This window comes from Burkholderia sp. KL41 (assembly GCF_057005415.2).
Genome location: NZ_CM174446.1, coordinates 3,312,556 through 3,332,954, shown reverse-complemented (window position 1 = coordinate 3,332,954; position 20,399 = coordinate 3,312,556). Strand labels below are relative to the sequence as shown.

Sequence of the window (20,399 nt, the reverse complement as noted above, 5' to 3'; positions counted from 1 at the left end):
TACGGGAAAATAATCCGCCCGGATCAACTCAAGGTTGCCACTGAGTGAGCAGGCGATGCAACTCGGCGATATCCGTTTCGTTGTGCAGACGCTCGCGCGCGTCGCGATCGGACAGCAGTTGCGCGATTTCCGACAGGATCTCGAGGTGTTGCTGGGTGGCTTGCTCGGGCACGAGCAGGAAGATCAGGAGGCCGACCGGCTGGCCGTCGGGGGCTTCGAACGGGATCGCATCGGCGAGCCGGACGAACGCGGCGAGCGGGTGCTTGAGACCCTTGATGCGCCCGTGCGGAATCGCGACGCCCTCGCCGAGCCCGGTCGAGCCGAGGCGCTCGCGCGCGAACAGGTTGTCCGTGACGGTGCTGCGGGCGATGCCGTTCTGATTCTCGAACATCAGCCCGGCTTGTTCGAACACGCGTTTCTTGCTGGTGACTGAGAGGTCGATGACGACGTTCTCTATGGGCAGGATTTTGGCTAGGCGATTCATGTTGGCAGGCGATTGGGCGGCCTGGGGTCTCCTTGCGGCGGCAGACTGATCATCCATGTTCGGCGATATCAAGGCGTTCTGCATCGGCAATCTGCAAGGCAGCTACCGCATCCAGCGCCCCCCGGCGATAACCGGAACATTATAGAGCACAGCTGCGTGCGTGGCGCAGCGTGGACGGACCGGTTGCACCACCGCGCGGAGTCGCAAAAAAAACGCCCGGCGAGCCGGGCGACGTGTGTGTTGCGGTGAAGGTTACTGCGGCGGCAGTTCGATCTGGTCGATCGACGGTTGAAGCTTGATCGGGTCGTGCGCGTGCGTTTGCAGGCGCTCCATGTGCTTGACGACCTGACGGTCCAGCTTGTCGATCAGCAGGTCGATCGCCGCATACAGGTTACCGTTCGCGCTTTCGACGAAGATGTCCTTGCCCTTCAGGTGCAGATTGATTTCCGCGCGCTGCTGCTTGTCCTTTTCCTTGTGATTGTCGACCGAGAGGATCACAGTGCCATCGATCACCTGATCGCTATGCCGTAGCACCCGGTCCAGCTTGGTGATCACGTATTCGCGAATTGCAGGCGTGACTTCGAGATGATGTCCACTGATCTTCAGGTTCATAGTGCTTCTCCAAGCGAGTGACCACCCGGCCGCATCGAGGCGGCGCTCCGGTCGACTTGCCCATGCCGCACGAGGCGGCGTATCGCGGACAGGTCGCCCGGCCTGTTCCCCGTGTGCGCGGTGGCCGGAACACGCCTGCCGCCGGGCAGGCAGCAGGCTTAAAGAGACTTGCGCAGATTCACTGCCGGGATCTTGAGGGCTTCGCGATACTTCGCAACCGTGCGGCGCGCGACCACGAACCCCTGTTCTGCCAGCAGCTCGGCAATGCGGCTGTCCGAAAGTGGCGATTTTGGGTCTTCAGCTCCTATCAGTTGCTTGATGAGGGCTCGGATGGCGGTCGACGAGGCGGCGCCACCGGTGTCGGTCGAGACGTGAGATCCGAAGAAGTACTTAAATTCAAGCGTCCCGAACGGGGTCAGCATGTACTTCCCGGTTGTCACACGGCTGACAGTCGACTCGTGTAGGCCCAGCGTATCAGCTATTTCCCGCAAAACCAAGGGGCGCATGGCAATTTCACCGTGCGCAAAGAAGTTCTTTTGACGCTCGACAATCGCCTGCGCGACACGCAGGATCGTGTCGAATCGCTGCTGGATGTTCTTGATCAGCCAGCGTGCTTCCTGGAGCTGCTGCTTGAGCGAACCGGCCGACGGATCGCCCCGGCTGTTGCGCAGGATGTTCGCGTAGAGGTTGTTGATCCGCAGGCGCGGCACGACCTCCGGATTGAGCTCCGCGAGCCATCCCTGGCCGGCCTTCTTCACGATGATGTCGGGCACGACGTAGTCGGCCTCGGCCTTACCGTATGCGGCGCCGGGGAACGGCTCCAGCGAGCGGATCAGCGTGTGCGCGTCGCGCAGCGCGTCGTCGCTCGCCTTCAGGTGCTTGCGCAGCCGCGTGAAGTCGCGGGCGGCGAGCAGTTCGAGATGCTGCGACACGATCTCGAGTGCGAGCGTGCGTGTCGGGGACGGATCGAGGCGCAGCAACTGCAGCTTCAGGCATTCGGATGCCGAGCGGGCACCGACCCCGGCCGGGTCGAAGCTGTGCAGCAGCGCGAGCGCCGCGTTCAGTTCGTCGCAGTCGATTTCCAGCTCGGGCGGCAGGTCGGCGAGCACTTCGTCGAGCGTGGCGGTCAGGTAGCCGTCGTCGTCGAGCGATTCGATCAGGAACATCACGAGCGCGCGATCGCGCGGGCCGGCCTGCGTGACACGCAATTGCGCGGACAGGTGGTCGCGCAGCGACGTCGCCGCTTCCTGCACCTGCAGCGGCGGGAGGTCGTCGTCGTCGGACGCGCCGCTCGCGCGGCCGAATTCGTCGAGGTTCCACTGGGGGCCGTCGTTGCCGTCGCCGGACGCGTAACCGTCGTATTCGTCCGCGCCGGCCGGTTCGTCGCGCTCGGCGCGCTCGCTCGACGAACTGCTACTGTTTGTCGCAGCGGGCTCGGTGTTCTGGGCGGGAGGCGTCTGCGCGATCAACGATCCGTCCGCTGCGACACGCAGCGGGCTCGCTATCCATTCGTCGTCGTTCTCGAGCAGCGGGTTCTGCGCGACGGCCATCGCGACTTCCTGCTGCAATTCGAGCGTCGACAACTGCAGGAGCCGGATCGACTGCTGTAGCTGGGGCGTCAGCGCCAGATGTTGCGACAGGCGGAGTTGAAGGCTGGCTTTCATGGCAAGGAGGGAGTCATACCGGCAGTTTGCCACGACCCAGGCGCGTTGAGCCATCCGCGATTACGCGCGGCGCGCCGCCCGGCCGCGGGCACGGCCGCGGGCGTGGTTGCAAAGCAGGGCGCAGCCCCGCGCGGCGATGCCGGGCGGGGTGCAGCCAGCCACGAAGGGGAGTTACATCCGGAAGTGTTCGCCGAGGTACACGCGGCGCACGCTTTCGTTTTCGATGATTTCGCTCGGCGCACCGGCGGCGAGCACCGAACCGTCGCTGATGATGTATGCGTGGTCGCAGATGCCGAGCGTTTCGCGGACGTTGTGATCGGTAATCAGCACGCCGATGTTGCGCTGCTTCAGGAACTTGACGATCTTCTGGATCTCGAGCACCGCGATCGGGTCGACGCCGGCGAACGGTTCGTCGAGCAGGATGAAGTTCGGGTTGGTCGCGAGCGCGCGCGCGATTTCGACCCGGCGCCGCTCGCCGCCCGACAGCGACAGCGCGGGGTTCTCGCGCAGGTGGCCGATCTGCAGCTCGTCGAGCAGCGCTTCGGTGCGCGACGCGATCGCGTCCTTCGACAGCCGCTTGCCGTCTTCGCCGTGCTGCAGCTCGAGCACCGCGCGGATGTTTTCCTCGACGGTCAGCTTGCGGAACACCGACGCTTCCTGCGGCAGGTACGACAGGCCGAGCGATGCGCGCTTGTGGATCGGCAGCAGGCTGATCGAGCTGCCGTTCAGCGAGATCTCGCCCGCGTCGAGCGGCACGAGGCCGACGATCATGTAGAACGACGTGGTCTTGCCGGCACCGTTCGGGCCGAGCAGGCCGACGACTTCGCCGCTCTTCACGTCGAGCGACACGTCCTTGACGACCGTGCGCGAGCCGTAGCGCTTCTTCAGGTTGCGGACCACGAGCGAACTCGTGGTGCCGGCCGGCTGGCGGTTCGGTAGTGCGTTCATTGGCCCGGCGCCCCCTGGATCGTGGTCGACGGCGACAGCTTCGCCGGCGCGCCGTTCAGCGGCGCGGGGCCGCCGTTTTTCGGCGACAGCATCGCGCGCACGCGGCCGTTCGGGTTGCCCGGCGCGGCGACGTCCTTGCCGCCCTTCGCGGTGTAGAAGTCGCGCTGGCCGTCGTACGTGATCACGCTGCCGTGCACGGTATCGGCGACGGTCGACGTGCCCTGCAGGCGGCGCACGGTCGCGGCGGTGGTCAGCGTGGTCAGGTCCTGCTTGCCGTCGTAGTCGATGCGTTCGGCGTCGCCGTCGATGTACTCGTCGAGGCCTTCGCGCTTCTGGCGGAACGTCGCGTGCTTCTTGCCGCTGCCGAACGAGGTGGCGTACTGATAGCCTTCCGGGTCCTGGCGCACTTCGACGCGATCGCCCTTGATGATGATCGTGCCCTTCGTGATCACGACGTTGCCGGTCGCGACCGTGACCTGCTTCAGGTCGTCATAGGTCAGGTTGTCGGCCTCGACGTTGATCGGCTTGTTCTGGTCGGCCTTCTCGGCATGGGCGAGCGGCGCCAGCCCGGCCAGCGGGAGCGCCACGAGCGCCGCGGCAAGCGCGGCGCGGACGGCGCGCGCAGCGCCGCCGGAATTCTGTCGAGGGAACGGTTCGTTCATGCAGTCACGTGAGGGATGCGTCACTTGGGTTGACCTTTCGAGCCGCCGGACGTGTCCGCCGCGGCGATCGTGCCGCGCACGTTGCCGTAAAGCTCGATGACCCGGGTGACGTTGTTGTACTTCATGCCGTCGGTCGCGTTGACGAGCGACAGGCCGCGCTGAAGTTTAACCGGCTTTTCGGTCTGGATCACATCGTCATTGACGAAGATCCGGAAATGCTGGGAATCGGCCTGCATCTGCGGATCGCCGCCGCCGGCCGCGCGCAGGATGCGCGCGTCGTCGTACAAGTCGACGATCGACACGTCGCCGTTGACGATGCCGCGCTTCGCGGTGGTCGTCACGACCGGCTTGCCGGGCTGGAACGCGCGCATGGCCGGATCGGTCAGGTCGCTGTTTTCGGTGTCTTCGTAGTGGATCAGCTTCGCGGCCGTCAGCCGGTACTGGGTCGTGCCGGACTGGTCGAGCTCGGTGACCGAGAAGTTGTCCGCGAAATAGTCGGGCGTATGGCGTTTCGGCTGCGCGATGCCCTCGCCGGGCGGCGGCAGCGTGGCCTGCAGCAGCCACCACGTGATGCCCGCGAGCGCGGCGACCGCGACGAGCGGCAGCAGCTGGGTCCAGCGGAAATGCGTATTCATCCGTCAGGCTCCGCAGGCGGCCGCGAGCAGCGCGTCGTAGCGGCGCTGCGCGCGCAGGATCGCGTCGCAGACTTCGCGTACGGCGCCGTGGCCGCCGCGGGCCTCGGCCACCCAGTGCGCGCGGGCGATCACCTCGGGGTGCGCATTCGCGGGGGCAGTCGCGAAGCCGCAGCGCAGCATCACGGGCAGGTCGGGCCAGTCGTCGCCCATGTAGCCGCATTGGTCGGCGGCGAGGCCGAGCGATGCGATGAGATCGGCGAACACGGCAAGCTTGTTCTCGACGCCCTGGAACAGGTGCGCGATCTTCATTTCCTTCGCGCGTGCCGCGACGATTTCCGAGCGGCGGCCCGTGATGATCGCGGTTGCGATGCCGGCTTCGCCGAGCAGCTTCACGCCGTGGCCGTCGAGGGAATTGAACGACTTCATCGTGTCGCCGGCCGCCGTAAACAGCAGGCCGCCGTCGGTCAGCACGCCGTCGACGTCGAAAATCATCAGCTTCACGCGACTCGCGCGTTCGGCCGCAGTCAGCGCTGCGCTCATCAGATCACCTTCTTCGAAAACAGGTCGTGCATGTTCAGCGCGCCGATCAGCGCGCCGTCGGCATCGACCACCAGCATCTGGTTGATCCGGTGGCGCTCCATCAGTTCCACGGCCTCGACCGCCAGGTGATCCGGTGCGATCGTGCGCGGGTCGCGCGTCATCACGTCGGTGATCGACAACGTGCGGAAGTCGCCGTCGCGCGCGAGCACGCGGCGCAGGTCGCCGTCGGTGAAGATGCCGGCGACCTTGCCGTCGGCGTCGACCACGGCGGTCATGCCGAGGCGCTTCGCGGTGATCTGGAACAGCGCGTCCGACAGCGTCGCGTCGAGCCCGACGGACGGGACGTCGTCACCCGAGCGCATCACGTCGCGCACGTAGGTGAGCAGGCGCCGGCCGAGCGCGCCGCCCGGGTGCGAGCGCGCGAAATCTTCCGAACCGAAGCCGCGCGCGTCGAGCACCGCAACGGCGAGCGCGTCGCCGAGCGCGAGCGCGGCGGTCGTGCTCGCGGTGGGCGCGAGGTTCAGCGGGCAGGCCTCTTTCGAGACCGCGGCGTTCAGGTTTACGTCGGCGAGCGTGCCGAGGCTCGATCCGGCGCGGCCCGTGATCGCGATCAGTTTCGCGCCGATCCGCTTCACGAGCGGCAGGATCGCGACGAGTTCTTCCGATTCGCCGGAATAGGAGATGCCGATGAAGACGTCGTCGGAGGTGACCATCCCGAGGTCGCCGTGGCTGGCCTCGGCGGGGTGGACGAAGAAGGCCGGCGTGCCGGTGCTGGCCAGCGTGGCCGCGATCTTGCGGGCGATATGCCCCGATTTGCCGATACCGGACACCACCACGCGGCCGCGGCAGCCGAGCAGCAGCGCGACGGCCTGGACGAAGCCGCCGTCGAGCTGGTCGCGCAGCGCGCGCACGGCGTCCGCCTCGATGTCGAGCACGTCGCGGGCGAGCGCGAGCGCCCGATCATCATTGATTTTCGCTATCATGCGCGGAGTATAGCAAAGGCGTTTGTTCGCCGCGCCGGGCCTTCGGACTCGTCCGATGTCGCCTGTCCACCGCCACCCTGCCGCGCCCGCTTTCCCGTGGCCCCGACGAACGAGGACGCTTTGCCCGTGATTTCCCCGCTCGAAATGACGCTCCTGCTGCTGCTGGCATCGGTGGTGGGCGTCGTCGTATTCCGTTCGCTGAACCTGCCGCCGATGCTCGGCTACCTGACCGTCGGCATCCTGGTCGGCCCGCACGCCTTCGGCATCGCGGCCGACCTCGAGCGCGCGGAGCATCTCGCGGAATTCGGCGTGGTGTTCCTGATGTTTTCGATCGGCCTCGAGTTTTCGCTGGCGAAGCTGAGGGCGATGCAGCGGCTCGTGTTCGGGCTCGGGCTGCTGCAGGTCGTCGCGACACTCGTGCTCGCGCTCGTGCTCGGCATGCTGTTCGAGCACTGGGTGCACATCACGTGGCAGGGCAGCATCGCGCTCGGCGGCGCGCTCGCGATGTCGTCGACGGCGATCGTGTCGAAAATGCTCGCCGAGCGGCTCGAGATCGAGACCGAACACGGCCGCAACATCTTCGGCGTGCTGCTGTTCCAGGATCTCGCGGTGGTGCCGCTGCTGATCGTGATCGCCGCGTTCGGCGCCGAATCGTCGAAGGACCTCGCGCTCACGCTCGGCTTCGCGGCCGTCAAGATCGTGATCGCGCTCACGCTGCTGCTGGTCATCGGCCAGCGCTTCATGACGCGCTGGCTCAACGTCGTCGCGCGGCGCCGCTCGCAGGAGCTGTTCGTGCTGAACCTGCTGCTCGTCACGCTCGGCGCCGCGTTCATCACCGACCGCTTCGGCCTGTCGCTCGCGCTCGGCGCGTTCATCGCGGGGATGCTCATTTCCGAGACGCCGTTCCGCCATCAGGTGGAGGAGGACATCAAGCCGTTCCGCGACGTGCTGCTCGGCCTGTTCTTCGTGACGACGGGCATGCTGCTCGATCCGCGCGTGATCTGGGAGCATCCGTTCCTCGTGCTCGGTTTCTTCGTCGGGCAGATCCTGTTCAAGGGGACGATGATCGCCGGGCTCGCACGGCTGTTCGGCGCGACGCCGGGTGTCGCGATGCGCACCGGCATCGGGCTCGCGCAGGCCGGGGAATTCGGCTTCGTGCTGCTGAACCTGATCCTCGACCGGCATCTCGTCGATTCGACGCTGCTGCAGGCGATCCTCGCGTCGATGCTGCTGTCGATGCTCGCCGCGCCGTTCCTGATCCAGAACGCCGACCGGATCGTGATGCGGCTTTCGTCTACGGAATGGATGCAGCAGTCGCTGCAGATGACGCGGATCGCGACGCAAAGCCTCAAGCAGCGCGGCCACGTGATCATCTGCGGTTATGGCCGCGCGGGCCAGAACCTGGCGCGGATGCTCGAACAGGAAGGCATTTCGTACGTCGCGCTCGACCTCGACCCCGATCGCGTGAGCGCGGCCGCGGCGGCCGGCGAATCGGTCGTGTTCGGCGACGCGGCGCGCCGCGAGTCGCTGCTCGCGGCCGGTATCCATCGCGCGGCAGCGGTGGCGATCACCTATGCGAACACGCCGTCCGCGCTGCGCGTGCTTCACCACGTACACGAACTCGAGCCGACGCTGCCCGCGATCGTGCGCACCGTCGACGATGCCGATCTCGAGAAACTGCTCGCGGCCGGTGCGACCGAGGTGATTCCGGAGATCGTCGAGGGCAGCCTGATGCTCGCGTCGCACACGCTGGTGCTGGTGGGCGTGCCGATGCGCAAGGTCGTGCGGCGCGTCGAGGAAATGCGCGACGAGCGCTACAGCCTGCTGCGAGGCTATTTCCGCGGTGCGGACGATGCGGACGACGACGACCACGAGCAGGTGCGGCTACAATCGGTGCCGGTCGATGCGCGCGCGGACGCGGTCGGGCGTTCGCTGGAAGAACTCGGGCTGTATGCACTCGGGCTCGAAGTCACGGCGATCCGCCGGCACGGCATCCGCGGCGTCGAACCCGATCCGCAGACCAAGCTGCGCGCGAGCGACATCGTCGTGCTGCGCGGGCTGCCCGAGGCCCTCGCGCTCGCGGAGGAGCGGCTGTCGCGCCATCGGCGCGATCCGCCGGCCGCGGCAGCCTGAGCCGCGCATGGATTGATAACCTGACCCGTATTTATTCGAAACGGTGCCCGATCTTCGCGCACCGTTTTTTTCGGAGAGTTTCATGCCGCATTCGTCGTCGGGCGCACCGCTCGATCCGGTCGCCTTCATCCACAGCCAGATCCGCACGGTGCCCGACTGGCCGCAGCCGGGCGTGATGTTCCGCGACATCACGACGCTGCTGCAGAGCCCGAAGGCGTTGCGCATCCTCGTCGACCTGTTCGTCGAGCGTTATGTCGATGCGAAGCTCGACTACGTCGCGGGCCTCGACGCGCGCGGCTTCATCATCGCGCCGATCGTCGCGTACGAGCTGAGCGTCGGCTTCGTGCCGATCCGCAAGGTCGGCAAGCTGCCGTACAAGACGCGCTCGGAATCGTACGACCTCGAATACGGCAGCGCGACGGTCGAGATCCATGAAGACGCGTGCCGCCCCGGCGACCGCGTGATCATCATGGACGACCTGATCGCGACCGGCGGCACGATGATGGCGGGGCGCAACCTGCTGCAGCGGCTCGGCGCGGAGGTCGTCGAAGGCGCGGCGATCATCGACCTGCCCGATCTCGGCGGCTCGGCGCTGCTGCGCAACGCGGGATTGCCGGTTTATACCGTCACCGAATTCGCCGGCCACTGATCGCCGGCACGCCTGATTCCACGTTACACAGCGAGGTCTCGATGCCCAACTTCATGCTGTTTCTCGCCACGTCGATCGCGATTACGTTCGCGCCGGGTCCCGACAACCTGCAGGTGCTCGCACGCGGCATCTCGCAGGGCCGCGCGGCCGGTTTCGTCGCCGCGCTCGGCTTCACCGCCGGGATCCTGTTCCACACGACGCTCGCGGCGCTCGGCGTCGCGGCCGTGCTGCGTTCGTCGCCGGTCGCGTTCGAGATCCTGAAGCTCGCAGGCGCCGCGTACCTCGTGTGGATCGGCATCAAGGCGCTGCGCAGCCAGGGCCTCGCGAACGCGCACGAGCGTCCGCCGCAGCCGCTCGGCACGATCTTCCGGCAGAGCGTGATCGGCAACCTGATGAACCCGAAGGTCACGCTGTTCTTCGTCGTGTTCCTGCCGCAGTTCGTCGATCCGCACGGCGGGCAGGGCGTGACGCTGCAGATGTTCGAACTCGGCGCGCTGTTCATGCTGCAGACGGCCGTGGTTTTCTCGCTGTTCGGCGTCGGCGCGGGCATGATCGGTGCGTGGCTGAAGCGCCGCCCGAAGGCCGGCGTGTGGCTCGACCGGATCGCGGGCGCGACGTTCATCGCGATCGGCATCCGCGTGGCGCTGAAGGACTGACGACGATGACGTTTCCGTGCATTGCGGCCGCGCGCCGTTTCGACCCGGCCGCGCACCTGCGTTTCGAGATGGCCGGCCAGGCGGTCGGCTGGGTGCGCCGCCAGGATGTCGCGATGCTCGCCCGCTGGCCCGACGTGTTCGAGCTGACCGACGAGCGCGTCGTGCTGGCGGCGCGCTACGACTCGGTCGACGCACGCAGCATGGCGCTGGCGAGTGCCATCGGCGCGCTCGCGGCCGAAGGCGCGATTCCCGGCTGGCGCGACGAGATCTACGCGATCCGCAACCGCTTCGACGATCCGCCGCTCGCGTACATCGAGCGCGCTGCGTCGCGCTTCTTCGGCACGCAGACTTACGCGGTGCATCTGAACGGCATCGTAGAATATGCGGTTGCGCCGGGCGAGCCGCCCGCCGCGGCCGTCCCGCAGATGTGGCTCGGCCGCCGCAGCGAGACCAAGGCAACCGACCCCGGCATGCTCGACAACGTCGTCGCGGGCGGGATCGGCTGGGGCCTGGGCGTTCACGAGACGCTCGCGAAGGAATGCTGGGAAGAAGCCGGCATTCCCGCCGAACTGGCCGCGCGCGCGATCGCGGGCCGCGCGGTGCAGGTGCTGTGCTCGCTGCCGGAAGGCACGCAGTCCGAACTGATCTTCGTGTACGACCTGCCGCTGCCGCGCGACTTCGCGCCGCGCAACCAGGACGGCGAAGTGGCCGAGCACCTGCTGGCCGGCGTGCCCGAGGTGATCGGCTGGCTGCGCGCCGGCCGCGCGACGATGGATGCGAGCCTCGCGACGCTCGACACGCTGCTGCGCCACCGCTGGATCCCGGCGGCCGACGCGGCGGGCATCGACGCCCTGTTCGCACCGGCCGCGTGACGCGTGCCGCGCACGCAGTCCGGCGGCGCGAACGGGCAATTTGACGAATACGGAAACGAAGGGAGTAGCGGTCATGCCGACCGATCACAGCTTTATCTTGAAACTGTCGTGCCCCGACCGGCACGGCATCGTCCATGCGGTCTCGGGCTTCCTGTTCGAGCGCAGCAACAACATCCTCGATTCGGCGCAGTTCGGCGACAGCCGCACCAGCGAATTCTTCATGCGCGTGCACTTCGAGCAGGACGGCGGCGGCGCGGATGCCGCGACGGCGCTCGACACGCTTCGCAAGGAATTCGCGCCGCTCGCCGAGCAGTTCTCGATGCGCTGGGAACTGCATGACGCGGCCGTGAAGCCGCGCGTCGTGATCATGGTGTCGAAGATCGGCCACTGCCTGAACGACCTGCTGTTCCGCTATCGCACCGGCCAGCTGCCGATCGAGATCCCGGCGATCGTGTCGAACCACAAGGAGTTCTATCAGCTCGCCGCGAGCTACAACATCCCGTTCCATCACTTTCCGCTGATCGGCGGCTCGTCCGATGCCGCGAAGGCCGCGCAGGAAGCGCGCGTGCTGGAAGTGATCGACGAGCACCAGGCCGATCTCGTCGTGCTCGCGCGCTACATGCAGATCCTGTCGCCGAACATGTGCGAACAGCTCGCCGGGCGGGCGATCAACATCCACCATTCGTTCCTGCCGAGCTTCAAGGGGGCGAAGCCTTATTACCAGGCGTTCGATCGCGGCGTGAAGCTGATCGGTGCGACCGCGCACTACGTGACGACCGATCTCGACGAAGGCCCGATCATCGAGCAGGAAGTCGAGCGGGTCGACCACAGCATGACGCCCGACCAGCTGACCGCGATCGGCCGCGACGTCGAGTGCGTGACGCTCGCGCGTGCGGTGAAGTGGCACGTCGAGCACCGGATCGTGCTGAACGGGACGAAGACGGTCGTGTTCCGCTGATTCGCCGGCGCAGGCCCGTTACAAGCAAAAACGCCGCACCCTTTACGGGGTGCGGCGTTTTTTGTTGCGTGAGCGCGCCGGCTGCTTCAGATCAGCCGCAGCAGGTACAACTCGCGCTTCAGGTACGCATAGAAGATCGGCGCGGCGATCACGCCGGGCAGCCCGAACGCGGCTTCCATGATCAGCATCGCGAGCAGCAGCTCCCACGCGCGCGACTCGATCTGGCCGCCGATGATCTTTGCGTTCAGGAAGTACTCGAGCTTGTGGATGACCACGAGGAACGCAAGCGACGCGATCGCGGTGCCCATGCTGACCGACAGCGACACGGCGACGATCAGCGTGTTCGAGATCAGGTTGCCGATCACGGGCAGCAGGCCGACGATGAACGTGACGAGCACGAGCGTTTTCGACAGCGGCAGCCGCTGGTGGAAAATCGGCAGCGCGACGAGCAGGTAGATGCCGGTGAACACCGCGTTGATCGCCGAGATCTTGATCTGCGCGAACACGATCCGGCGGAATGCGTCGGCGAAGCGCGACACGCGCGTGACGAGCGCGGTGGACAGCGGCCGGCGCACCTTGCCGTGCTCGACGCCGATTGCGATCATCGCGCCGATGATCATCCCGAACAGCACGTGGCCGAAGCCGCGCGCGACGCTCTTGCCGCTTTGCTGAAGCTGGTCCATGTGCGAGTGCATCAGCACGGCGGCCTTCGTCTTCATCTGCTCGACGTCGACGGGCAGCAGGTTCGCGATCCAGGCCGGTGTGCGCGCGCGGGTCTGCTCGACGATCTGCATCAGCTGGTCGAGCAGGCTCTGCAGGTTCGGCACCGTGCGTTCGAAGTGCTCGATGATGCCGATCGTCAGGCCCGTCAGCGCGCCGACGATCGCGATGGCCAGCAGCACGACGGCGACCCAGCGCGCGCGCATGCTCGTGGTGTGACGTTCGATCACGGGGGCGATCGTGTGGATCAGCTGATAGACGAGCAGGCCGGCCAGCAGCCCGCCGAGCAACTTGAGCTCGATCACGAGCCACATCGCGAGGATCGCAAACGCATAGCTGCCGATCTCGAGTGCCGACAGCTTCGGCAGGCTGAAATCGCTCGTCAGCCGCACGCTGCGCAGGTGCGGTTCGCGATTCTGCGTATCGCGAGACGAGTCTGGTTGCTTCTCCATCGTGGATTCCTGTCGTTCGTGTGTCATGCCGCGGAATGCACGGCAGAGCCGTGTTCGCCCGGTACCGCACCGGATTGGTGCGTACGGCGAACCTTACGACCGTAAAGTATAGCCGCCATTATGGGCCGCAACGGGGCCGTTTGGCGCATGGTGTAAACGCAGAAGGGAAAACGAGAGGAGGCCGGTTGCGCGGTGCGGGCAGGCGCGCGCGGCCGGGCGGCCGCGCGCGGGAGGGACAGGGCGGCGCGAAGCGTCAGCCCGCCGCGACCTTGCGGGTCGGGCGCTTGAGCAGCGGCGCGAGGTACTTGCCGGTAAAGCTCGCTTTCGTCTTCGCGACCTGCTCGGGCGTGCCCTGCGCGATGATCTGGCCGCCGCCGGCACCGCCTTCGGGGCCGAGGTCGATCACCCAGTCGGCCGTCTTGATCACGTCGAGGTTGTGCTCGATGATCACGACCGTGTTGCCCTGGTCGCGCAGCCGGTGGATCACTTCCAGCAGCAGCGCGATGTCGTGGAAGTGCAGGCCGGTGGTCGGCTCGTCGAGGATGTACAGCGTGCGGCCGGTGTCGCGCTTGGAGAGTTCGAGCGACAGCTTCACGCGCTGCGCCTCGCCGCCCGACAGCGTGGTGGCCGACTGGCCGAGGCGGATGTAGCCGAGGCCGACGTCGAGCAGCGTCTTCAGCTTGCGCGCAATGACCGGCACCGCGTTGAAGAACGCATACGCGTGCTCGACGGTCATGTCGAGCACTTCGCTGATGTTCTTGCCCTTGTACTGCACTTCGAGCGTTTCGCGGTTGTAGCGCTTGCCGTGGCACACGTCGCACGGCACGTAGACGTCCGGCAGGAAGTGCATCTCGACCTTCAGCACGCCGTCGCCCTGGCACGATTCGCAGCGGCCGCCCTTCACGTTGAACGAGAAGCGGCCCGGATCGTAGCCGCGTTCCTTCGAGGTCGGCACGCCCGAGAACAGCTCGCGGATCGGCGTGAACAGGCCCGTATAGGTGGCCGGGTTCGAGCGCGGCGTGCGGCCGATCGGCGACTGGTCGACGTTGATCACCTTGTCGAAGTGCTCGAGGCCCTCGATCGCCTCGTGCGGCGCCGGTTCGGCCGACGAGCCGTACAGGTGGCGCGCGACCGCGTGATACAGCGTGTCGTTGATCAGTGTCGACTTGCCGGAGCCCGACACGCCGGTGATGCAGGTCAGCAGGCCGACCGGCAGCTCGAGATCGACGTGCTTCAGGTTGTTGCCGTGCGCGTCGACGATGCGCAGCATCCGCTCGGGATCGGGCGCGAGCCGCTCGTCCGGGTACTCGATCGTGCGCTTGCCGACCAGGTACTGGCCGGTGAGCGACTGCGGGTTCGACTGCACCTGCTTCGGCGTGCCTTCGGCCACGATCACGCCGCCGTGCTCGCCGGCGCCCGGGCCCATGTCGACGACGTAGTCGGCCGTGCGGATCATGTCCTCGTCGTGCTCGACGACGATCACCGAGTTGCCGAGGTCGCGCAGGTGCTTGAGCGTCGCGATCAGGCGGTCGTTGTCGCGCTGGTGCAGGCCGATCGACGGCTCGTCGAGCACGTACATCACGCCCGTCAGGCCCGAGCCGATCTGCGACGCGAGCCGGATGCGCTGCGCCTCGCCGCCCGACAGGGTCTCGGCGCTGCGCTCGAGCGACAGGTAGTCGAGGCCGACGTTGTTCAGGAACGTCAGGCGCGCGACGATTTCCTTGATCACCTTGTCGGCGATCTCGCGCTTCGCGCCTTCGAGCGTCAGGCCGTCGAAATAGCCGAGCGCGTCGCGCAGCGGCCAGCCGCTGATTTCATAGATGCCGCGCGCGTGGTCGCCGGTGCCGATGCGCACGTGGCGCGCTTCGCGGCGCAGGCGCGTGCCTTCGCACGACGGGCACGGCTGGTTGTTCTGGTACTTCGACAGTTCTTCGCGCACCGCGACCGAGTCGGTCTCGCGGTAGCGGCGCTCGAGGTTCGGGATGATCCCTTCGAACACGTGCTCGCGGATCGTCGTGCGGCCGCGCTCGTTGATGTACGAGAACGGGATCGTCTGCTTGCCCGAGCCGAACAGCAGCACCTTCCGGATCTTCTCCGGCAGGTCCTCGAACGCGGCGTCGATGTCGAACTCGTAGAACGCCGCGAGGCTCTGCAGCATCTGGAAGTAGAACTGGTTGCGGCGGTCCCAGCCTTTCACGGCACCGGCCGCGAGCGACAGCGACGGGTGCGCGACGACCCGCTTCGGGTCGAAGAACGTGATCTGGCCGAGGCCGTCGCATTCCGGGCACGCGCCCATCGGGTTGTTGAACGAGAACAGGCGCGGCTCGAGCTCCTGGAGGGAGTACGAGCAGATCGGGCACGCGAACTTCGAGCTGAACAGGTGCTCGTGGTCGGTATCCATTTCCAGCGCGATCGCGCGGCCGTCGGCGAGGCGCAGCGCCGTCTCGAACGATTCGGCGAGGCGCTGCTTCATGTCCGGGCGCACCTTGAGACGATCGACGACGACGTCGATCGTGTGCTTGTCGTTCTTCTTCAGCTTCGGCAGCGACTCGACCTCGTAGATCTTCGCGACGCCTTCGTTCGCGGCGCCGCCGCCCGAGCGCACGCGAAAGCGCACGAAACCCTGCGCCTGCATGTCCTCGAACAGCTCCGCGTGTTCGCCCTTGCGGTTCGCGATGACGGGCGCGAGGATCATCAGCTTGGTGTCCTCGGGCAGCGCGAGCGCCGCGTCGACCATCTGCGACACGCTCTGCGCTTCCAGCGGGATGTCGTGATCGGGGCAGTACGGCGTACCGACACGTGCGTACAAAAGTCGCAGGTAGTCGTGGATTTCCGTGACCGTGCCGACGGTCGAACGCGGGTTGTGGGACGTCGCCTTCTGCTCGATCGAGATCGCGGGCGACAGACCCTCGATCAGGTCGACGTCGGGTTTCTCCATCAGTTGCAGGAACTGGCGGGCATACGCGGACAGGCTTTCGACGTAGCGGCGCTGGCCCTCGGCATAAAGGGTGTCGAACGCGAGCGACGACTTGCCCGACCCGGACAACCCGGTAATCACGATCAGCTTGTGGCGCGGCAGGTCGAGATTGACGTTTTTCAGGTTGTGGGTACGTGCCCCACGGATACGGATCTGTTCCATGAACCTGGCGAAAATGGAGGGAACCAAACCTGCTACTATAACGGCTTTTCGAGGCCGTCGTTTGGGGCCCCCGGCCTTGGCCGCAGGTGGCAGCAAGGCGGCGCCTGCGCCGGGAAAGCGGCCGCGCCGCGCGGTTCCGGGTGGCCTGCGGGCTGCCTGAATCCTGCCCCGACGTGTCGCCCGCCAAGCCTCCCGGGCCGCTGGTCCTGATCTTCCGCCGCCCGGTGTCGGGCGGTCATCCCGATCATTCGAAATTCATTCCCGATGTCCAATCCGTCTGCCACGTCTTCCCGCATGACTGCGCCCGAATTGCGCGCGACCACGTCGCTCGCGGCGATCTTCGCGCTGCGCATGCTCGGCCTGTTCATGATCATGCCGGTGTTCTCGGTCTACGCGAAAACCATCCCGGGCGGCGACAACGTGCTGCTCGTCGGCATCGCGCTCGGGGCCTACGGCGTCACGCAGTCGCTGTTCTACATCTTCTACGGCTGGGCGTCGGACAAGTTCGGCCGCAAGCCGGTGATCGCCACGGGCCTCGTGATCTTCGCGATCGGCAGCTTCGTCGCCGCGTTCGCGCACGACATCACGTGGATCATCGTCGGCCGCGTGATCCAAGGGATGGGCGCGGTCTCGTCCGCGGTGCTCGCGTTCATCGCCGACCTGACCTCCGAGCAGAACCGCACGAAGGCGATGGCGATGGTCGGCGGCTCGATCGGCGTGTCGTTCGCGGTCGCGATCGTCGGTGCGCCGATCGTGTTCCACTGGGTCGGGATGAGCGGGCTGTTCGCGATCGTCGGCGTACTGTCGATCCTCGCGATCGGCGTCGTGCTGTGGATCGTGCCCGACGCGGCGAAGCCCGTGCACGTGCCCGCGCCGTTCGCCGAGGTGCTGCACAACGTCGAGCTGCTGCGCCTGAACTTCGGCGTGCTGGTGCTGCACGCGACGCAGACGGCGCTGTTCCTCGTCGTGCCGCGCCTGCTCGTCGACGGCGGCCTGCCGGTCGCCGCGCACTGGAAGGTCTACCTGCCGGTGATGGGGCTCGCGTTCGTGATGATGGTTCCGGCGATCATCGTCGCGGAAAAACGGGGCAAGATGAAGCCGGTGCTGCTCGGCGGCATTCTGGCTATCCTGATCGGTCAATTGCTGCTGGGCAGCGCGCCGCATACCATCCTGATTGTGGCGGCGGTCCTGTTCGTCTACTTCCTCGGTTTCAACATCCTGGAAGCGTCGCAGCCGTCGCTCGTGTCGAAGCTCGCGCCCGGTTCGCGCAAGGGCGCGGCCACGGGTGTCTACAACACCACGCAGTCGATCGGGCTCGCGCTCGGCGGCATCGTGGGCGGCTGGCTGCTGAAGCACGGGGGCGCCAACACGGTGTTCTACACGTGCTCGGGGCTCGTTGCCGCGTGGCTTATAATCGCGGCCAGCATGAAAGCGCCGCCGCGCAAGGCCTGAACTTACTTCGGGCAGGCACCGGCGGCGTTCGCCGGCTTGCCCGGCGGGCCGCACCGGCAGCGTGAGCGGGCGGCCCGGCATCGAATTTACTGGAGAAACACATGGCATCCGTCAACAAGGTCATCCTCGTCGGCAATCTCGGCGCCGATCCTGAAGTCCGTTACCTGCCGAGCGGCGACGCGGTTGCGAACATCCGTCTCGCGACGACCGACCGCTACAAGGACAAGGCCAGCGGCGATTTCAAGGAAATGACCGAGTGGCATCGCGTCGCGTTCTTCGGCCGTCTGGCGGAAATCGTCAGCGAATACCTGAAGAAGGGTTCGTCGGTCTATATCGAAGGCCGCATCCGCACGCGCAAGTGGCAGGGCCAGGACGGCCAGGATCGTTACTCGACCGAAATCGTCGCCGACCAGATGCAGATGCTCGGCGGCCGCGGCGGTGCGGGCGGCGGCGGTGGCGGTGGTGACGAAGGCGGTTACGGCGGCGGCTACGGTGGTGGTGGTGGCGGCGGTGGTCGCGGCGAACAGATGGAACGCGGCGGTGGCGGCGGCGGTCGTGCCGGCGGCGCGGCGCGTGGCGGTGCTGGCGGCGGCGCGCAAAGCCGTCCGAGCGCACCGGCAGGTGGCGGCTTCGACGAAATGGACGACGATATCCCGTTCTGATCGACACGCCGGTATCCCGCATCACGATGGGCCCGAATCTCCGAGTCAAGCCGATTGCTTGGCCCGGGTCTTCGGGCCTTCTTTCGTTTACGTCGATGCTCCTTGCACGCCAGGCAAAACGTGGCTGACGAACTTCCCGACCTCATCGCTCCGTATCTCGACGTGCTGTTCTGCGGGATCAACCCCGGCCTGACCGCGGCCGAGACCGGGCATCACTTCGCCGGGAGGAGCAACCGCTTCTGGCGCGTGATCCATCTCGCGGGCTTCACGCCGGCGGAAATTTCGCCGCGGGACGATCGCGCGATACTCGGCCATGGCTGCGGCCTGACGGCGGTGGTGAAGCGGCCGACCGCAAGCGCTGATCAGCTTTCGCGCGCGGAATTCATGGCCGCGGCCGCGGGGTTCGAGCAAAAGGTGGCGCGTTATCGGCCGCGCTTCGTTGCCTTTCTCGGCAAGGCGGCGTACTCGGCGCTTTCCGGCCAGCGTGAGGTCGGGTGGGGCTTGCAGCCGGCCCGCATGCAGGGGGCAAGTGTCTGGGTGCTGCCCAATCCCAGCGGGAGAAATCTCGCGTTCGGCCTCGACGATCTGGTCGATGCCTACCGTCAGCTGCGTCTGCACGCGAAGGCCGGTTCCGGTCTTCAACCGGAGGGGCGGGATGCGGCGCGGTGAACCCGCGCCTGCGTGGCCGGGCGCCGTGCTGCCCCGCGCGTTCTTCGACCGCGCGGCCACCGACGTCGCGCCGCAACTGCTCAACAAGATCCTCGCGGCCGCGGACGGCCGGGCAGGGCGGATCGTCGAAGTGGAAGCCTATGCCGGTGCGATCGACCCGGCGGCGCATACCTATCGCGGCAAGACGCCGCGCAACGCGACGATGTTCGGGCCGCCGGGGCACCTGTACGTCTATTTCACCTACGGCATGCACTGGTGCTGCAACTGCGTGTGCGGCCCGGACGGCACGGGAACGGGCGTGCTGATCCGTGCGCTCGAGCCGCTGCACGGGATCGAACGGATGCGTGCGGCTCGGCCGCCGCAGACGCGCGATCGCGACCTGTGCCGCGGGCCGGCGCGGCTGACGCAGGCGATGGGCATCGGTGGTGCGCAGGATGGCGTCGATCTCGTCGCTGCGCGCGAAGGGTTCGCGATCGTCGGCGACGGCACGGCGCCGCCCGTGAACCTGGCGGGCGGGCCTCGCATCGGCATTCGCGTCGGCATGGACTTCCCGTGGCGGTGGTGCGTGCCCGGCAGCCGGTACGTGTCGGGGGCGCTGCCGCGCACCTGATGCGTGCCGTACACAAGTCGCACGCAATTCGACCTGCGTCACGCGGTCGCCATTATTGACCGGCTAAGCTGCTCTTTTCGACGTTCGATCGAGGGGGCACCATGCGGCGGGTCGTATTCAACCAGAAGGGCGGCGTGGGCAAGTCGACGATCGTCTGCAACCTGGCGGCGATCAGCGCGAGCGAAGGATTGCGCACGCTCGTCATCGACCTCGACGCACAGGCGAACTCCACGCGCTACCTGCTCGGCGACGCGACGGCCGACGCGCAGCCGGGTGTCGCCGATTTCTTCGAAACCGCGCTGACCTTCAACTTCCGTCCGGTCGACGTCGCATCGTTCATCCATCCGACCCCGTTCGAAGGGCTCGACGTGATGCCCGCGCATCCGGATCTCGACACGCTGCACGGCAAGCTCGAATCGCGTTACAAGATCTACAAGCTGCGCGACGCGCTGAACGAGCTCGATGCCTACGACGCCGTGTACATCGACACGCCGCCCGCGCTGAATTTCTATACGCGCTCGGCGCTGATCGCGGTCGAGCGCTGCCTGATCCCGTTCGACTGCGACGATTTTTCACGTCGCGCGCTGTACACGCTGCTCGAGAACGTGAAGGAGATCCAGCAGGACCACAACGCGGCGCTCGAGGTGGAAGGGATCGTGATCAACCAGTTCCAGCCGCGAGCGAGCCTGCCGCAGCGGCTCGTCGACGAACTCGTCGAAGAAGGGCTGCCGGTGCTCGCGTCGAGGCTGTCGGCCTCGGTAAAGATCCGCGAGTCGCATCAGCAGTCCAGGCCGGTGATCCATCTGGAGCCCGGGCACAAGCTCGCGCAGGAGTTCCTCGCGCTGCATCGCGAACTGGCCGGCTGATCTTCCGCGCCTGCCTGACCAGCACGCGGCCGC

At 66.8% G+C, this 20,399-nt stretch carries 20 protein-coding genes; 10 read left to right on the top strand and 10 right to left on the bottom strand.

What is annotated here, in order from left to right; all coding sequences use genetic code 11:
• Positions 1–28: 28 nt before the first annotated feature.
• The 8 genes from PQB87_RS15680 to kdsD form a co-directional block, all read right to left on the bottom strand.
• Entirely contained in the window at positions 29–568 is a 540-nt protein-coding gene (locus PQB87_RS15680; RefSeq protein ID WP_034195946.1) for a PTS sugar transporter subunit IIA, read from the bottom strand.
• 168 nt (positions 569–736) lie between these two features.
• Positions 737–1,096 (bottom strand): ribosome hibernation-promoting factor, HPF/YfiA family, encoded by a 360-nt coding sequence (hpf, locus tag PQB87_RS15675; protein WP_006477786.1) that lies wholly within the window; start codon positions 1,094–1,096, stop codon positions 737–739.
• Positions 1,097–1,254: 158 nt separating this feature from the next.
• Positions 1,255–2,760, bottom strand: coding sequence for an RNA polymerase factor sigma-54 (locus PQB87_RS15670; RefSeq protein ID WP_027789104.1), 1,506 nt, complete (start codon positions 2,758–2,760; stop codon positions 1,255–1,257).
• Positions 2,761–2,931: 171 nt separating this feature from the next.
• Entirely contained in the window at positions 2,932–3,708 is a 777-nt protein-coding gene (lptB, locus tag PQB87_RS15665; RefSeq protein WP_021162599.1) for an LPS export ABC transporter ATP-binding protein, read from the bottom strand.
• A complete protein-coding gene (lptA, locus tag PQB87_RS15660; protein ID WP_021162598.1) occupies positions 3,705–4,370 on the bottom strand; it encodes a lipopolysaccharide transport periplasmic protein LptA in 666 nt (221 codons plus the stop codon). Before lptA ends, lptB begins: the two co-directional genes overlap by 4 nt.
• Positions 4,371–4,390: 20 nt before the next feature.
• Positions 4,391–5,005 (bottom strand): LPS export ABC transporter periplasmic protein LptC, encoded by a 615-nt coding sequence (gene lptC / locus PQB87_RS15655; RefSeq protein ID WP_059688689.1) that lies wholly within the window; start codon positions 5,003–5,005, stop codon positions 4,391–4,393.
• A gap of 3 nt (positions 5,006–5,008) precedes the next feature.
• Positions 5,009–5,545, bottom strand: coding sequence for a KdsC family phosphatase (locus PQB87_RS15650; RefSeq protein ID WP_021162596.1), 537 nt, complete (start codon positions 5,543–5,545; stop codon positions 5,009–5,011).
• Positions 5,545–6,528 carry an arabinose 5-phosphate isomerase KdsD gene (kdsD, locus tag PQB87_RS15645; RefSeq protein WP_021162595.1) on the bottom strand — a complete coding sequence of 328 codons (984 nt, stop codon included), beginning with the start codon at positions 6,526–6,528 and terminating at the stop codon, positions 5,545–5,547. The genes PQB87_RS15650 and kdsD overlap by 1 nt, the downstream gene beginning before the upstream one ends.
• 126 nt (positions 6,529–6,654) lie before the next feature.
• On the opposite strand from kdsD, the gene PQB87_RS15640 reads away from it, so the two are divergent.
• The 5 genes from PQB87_RS15640 (at position 6,655) to purU (ending at position 11,796) form a co-directional block, all read left to right on the top strand.
• The gene (locus PQB87_RS15640) at positions 6,655–8,661 is read left to right on the top strand and encodes a monovalent cation:proton antiporter family protein (protein WP_048028905.1); all 2,007 of its coding nucleotides are present in this window, start codon (positions 6,655–6,657) and stop codon (positions 8,659–8,661) included.
• Positions 8,662–8,743: 82 nt separating this feature from the next.
• A complete protein-coding gene (locus PQB87_RS15635) occupies positions 8,744–9,310 on the top strand; it encodes an adenine phosphoribosyltransferase (protein ID WP_011353218.1) in 567 nt (188 codons plus the stop codon).
• Between the two features lie 41 nt (positions 9,311–9,351).
• Positions 9,352–9,966, top strand: coding sequence for a LysE family translocator (locus tag PQB87_RS15630; protein ID WP_021162592.1), 615 nt, complete (start codon positions 9,352–9,354; stop codon positions 9,964–9,966).
• A gap of 5 nt (positions 9,967–9,971) precedes the next feature.
• Positions 9,972–10,838, top strand: a complete 867-nt coding sequence (locus PQB87_RS15625; protein ID WP_059688690.1) for an NUDIX hydrolase — start codon at positions 9,972–9,974, stop codon at positions 10,836–10,838.
• 73 nt (positions 10,839–10,911) lie between these two features.
• Positions 10,912–11,796, top strand: coding sequence for a formyltetrahydrofolate deformylase (gene purU / locus PQB87_RS15620; RefSeq protein ID WP_021162590.1), 885 nt, complete (start codon positions 10,912–10,914; stop codon positions 11,794–11,796).
• 86 nt (positions 11,797–11,882) lie between these two features.
• Here the strand turns inward: purU and PQB87_RS15615 are convergent, their stop codons facing one another.
• Entirely contained in the window at positions 11,883–12,968 is a 1,086-nt protein-coding gene (locus tag PQB87_RS15615) for an AI-2E family transporter (RefSeq protein WP_165843528.1), read from the bottom strand.
• Between the two features lie 253 nt (positions 12,969–13,221).
• Entirely contained in the window at positions 13,222–16,107 is a 2,886-nt protein-coding gene (gene uvrA / locus PQB87_RS15610; protein ID WP_027789111.1) for an excinuclease ABC subunit UvrA, read from the bottom strand.
• Positions 16,108–16,371: 264 nt separating this feature from the next.
• Here uvrA and PQB87_RS15605 point away from each other — a divergent pair, with 264 nt between their 5' ends.
• The 5 genes from PQB87_RS15605 to PQB87_RS15585 all read left to right on the top strand — a co-directional run bounded on the left by PQB87_RS15605 (position 16,372) and on the right by PQB87_RS15585 (position 20,366).
• Positions 16,372–17,559 (top strand): MFS transporter, encoded by a 1,188-nt coding sequence (locus PQB87_RS15605; RefSeq protein ID WP_059688693.1) that lies wholly within the window; start codon positions 16,372–16,374, stop codon positions 17,557–17,559.
• Positions 17,560–17,660: 101 nt separating this feature from the next.
• Entirely contained in the window at positions 17,661–18,221 is a 561-nt protein-coding gene (locus tag PQB87_RS15600) for a single-stranded DNA-binding protein (RefSeq protein ID WP_059651374.1), read from the top strand.
• Between the two features lie 120 nt (positions 18,222–18,341).
• Positions 18,342–18,890 (top strand): G/U mismatch-specific DNA glycosylase, encoded by a 549-nt coding sequence (gene mug, locus PQB87_RS15595; RefSeq protein WP_489242368.1) that lies wholly within the window; start codon positions 18,342–18,344, stop codon positions 18,888–18,890.
• The gene (locus PQB87_RS15590) at positions 18,877–19,500 is read left to right on the top strand and encodes a DNA-3-methyladenine glycosylase (protein ID WP_489242367.1); all 624 of its coding nucleotides are present in this window, start codon (positions 18,877–18,879) and stop codon (positions 19,498–19,500) included. The genes mug and PQB87_RS15590 overlap by 14 nt, the downstream gene beginning before the upstream one ends.
• A gap of 101 nt (positions 19,501–19,601) precedes the next feature.
• The gene (locus tag PQB87_RS15585; protein WP_059688697.1) at positions 19,602–20,366 is read left to right on the top strand and encodes a ParA family protein; all 765 of its coding nucleotides are present in this window, start codon (positions 19,602–19,604) and stop codon (positions 20,364–20,366) included.
• Positions 20,367–20,399: the final 33 nt, after the last annotated feature.

Excerpts from the sequence above, each read along its gene's own strand:
- lptC (WP_059688689.1), bottom strand. The coding sequence starts at position 5,005 with ATGAATACGCATTTCCGCTGGACCCAGCTGCTGCCGCTCGTCGCGGTC.
- lptA (WP_021162598.1), bottom strand. The coding sequence starts at position 4,370 with ATGAACGAACCGTTCCCTCGACAGAATTCCGGCGGCGCTGCGCGCGCC.
- PQB87_RS15670 (WP_027789104.1), bottom strand. The coding sequence starts at position 2,760 with ATGAAAGCCAGCCTTCAACTCCGCCTGTCGCAACATCTGGCGCTGACG.
- lptB (WP_021162599.1), bottom strand. The coding sequence starts at position 3,708 with ATGAACGCACTACCGAACCGCCAGCCGGCCGGCACCACGAGTTCGCTC.
- PQB87_RS15630 (WP_021162592.1), top strand. The coding sequence starts at position 9,352 with ATGCCCAACTTCATGCTGTTTCTCGCCACGTCGATCGCGATTACGTTC.
- PQB87_RS15635 (WP_011353218.1), top strand. The coding sequence starts at position 8,744 with ATGCCGCATTCGTCGTCGGGCGCACCGCTCGATCCGGTCGCCTTCATC.
- PQB87_RS15625 (WP_059688690.1), top strand. The coding sequence starts at position 9,972 with ATGACGTTTCCGTGCATTGCGGCCGCGCGCCGTTTCGACCCGGCCGCG.
- PQB87_RS15615 (WP_165843528.1), bottom strand. The coding sequence starts at position 12,968 with ATGGAGAAGCAACCAGACTCGTCTCGCGATACGCAGAATCGCGAACCG.
- hpf (WP_006477786.1), bottom strand. The coding sequence starts at position 1,096 with ATGAACCTGAAGATCAGTGGACATCATCTCGAAGTCACGCCTGCAATT.
- PQB87_RS15680 (WP_034195946.1), bottom strand. The coding sequence starts at position 568 with ATGCAGAACGCCTTGATATCGCCGAACATGGATGATCAGTCTGCCGCC.
- PQB87_RS15585 (WP_059688697.1), top strand. The coding sequence starts at position 19,602 with ATGCGGCGGGTCGTATTCAACCAGAAGGGCGGCGTGGGCAAGTCGACG.
- PQB87_RS15650 (WP_021162596.1), bottom strand. The coding sequence starts at position 5,545 with ATGAGCGCAGCGCTGACTGCGGCCGAACGCGCGAGTCGCGTGAAGCTG.
- kdsD (WP_021162595.1), bottom strand. The coding sequence starts at position 6,528 with ATGATAGCGAAAATCAATGATGATCGGGCGCTCGCGCTCGCCCGCGAC.
- PQB87_RS15605 (WP_059688693.1), top strand. The coding sequence starts at position 16,372 with ATGTCCAATCCGTCTGCCACGTCTTCCCGCATGACTGCGCCCGAATTG.
- PQB87_RS15600 (WP_059651374.1), top strand. The coding sequence starts at position 17,661 with ATGGCATCCGTCAACAAGGTCATCCTCGTCGGCAATCTCGGCGCCGAT.
- PQB87_RS15590 (WP_489242367.1), top strand. The coding sequence starts at position 18,877 with ATGCGGCGCGGTGAACCCGCGCCTGCGTGGCCGGGCGCCGTGCTGCCC.
- purU (WP_021162590.1), top strand. The coding sequence starts at position 10,912 with ATGCCGACCGATCACAGCTTTATCTTGAAACTGTCGTGCCCCGACCGG.
- uvrA (WP_027789111.1), bottom strand. The coding sequence starts at position 16,107 with ATGGAACAGATCCGTATCCGTGGGGCACGTACCCACAACCTGAAAAAC.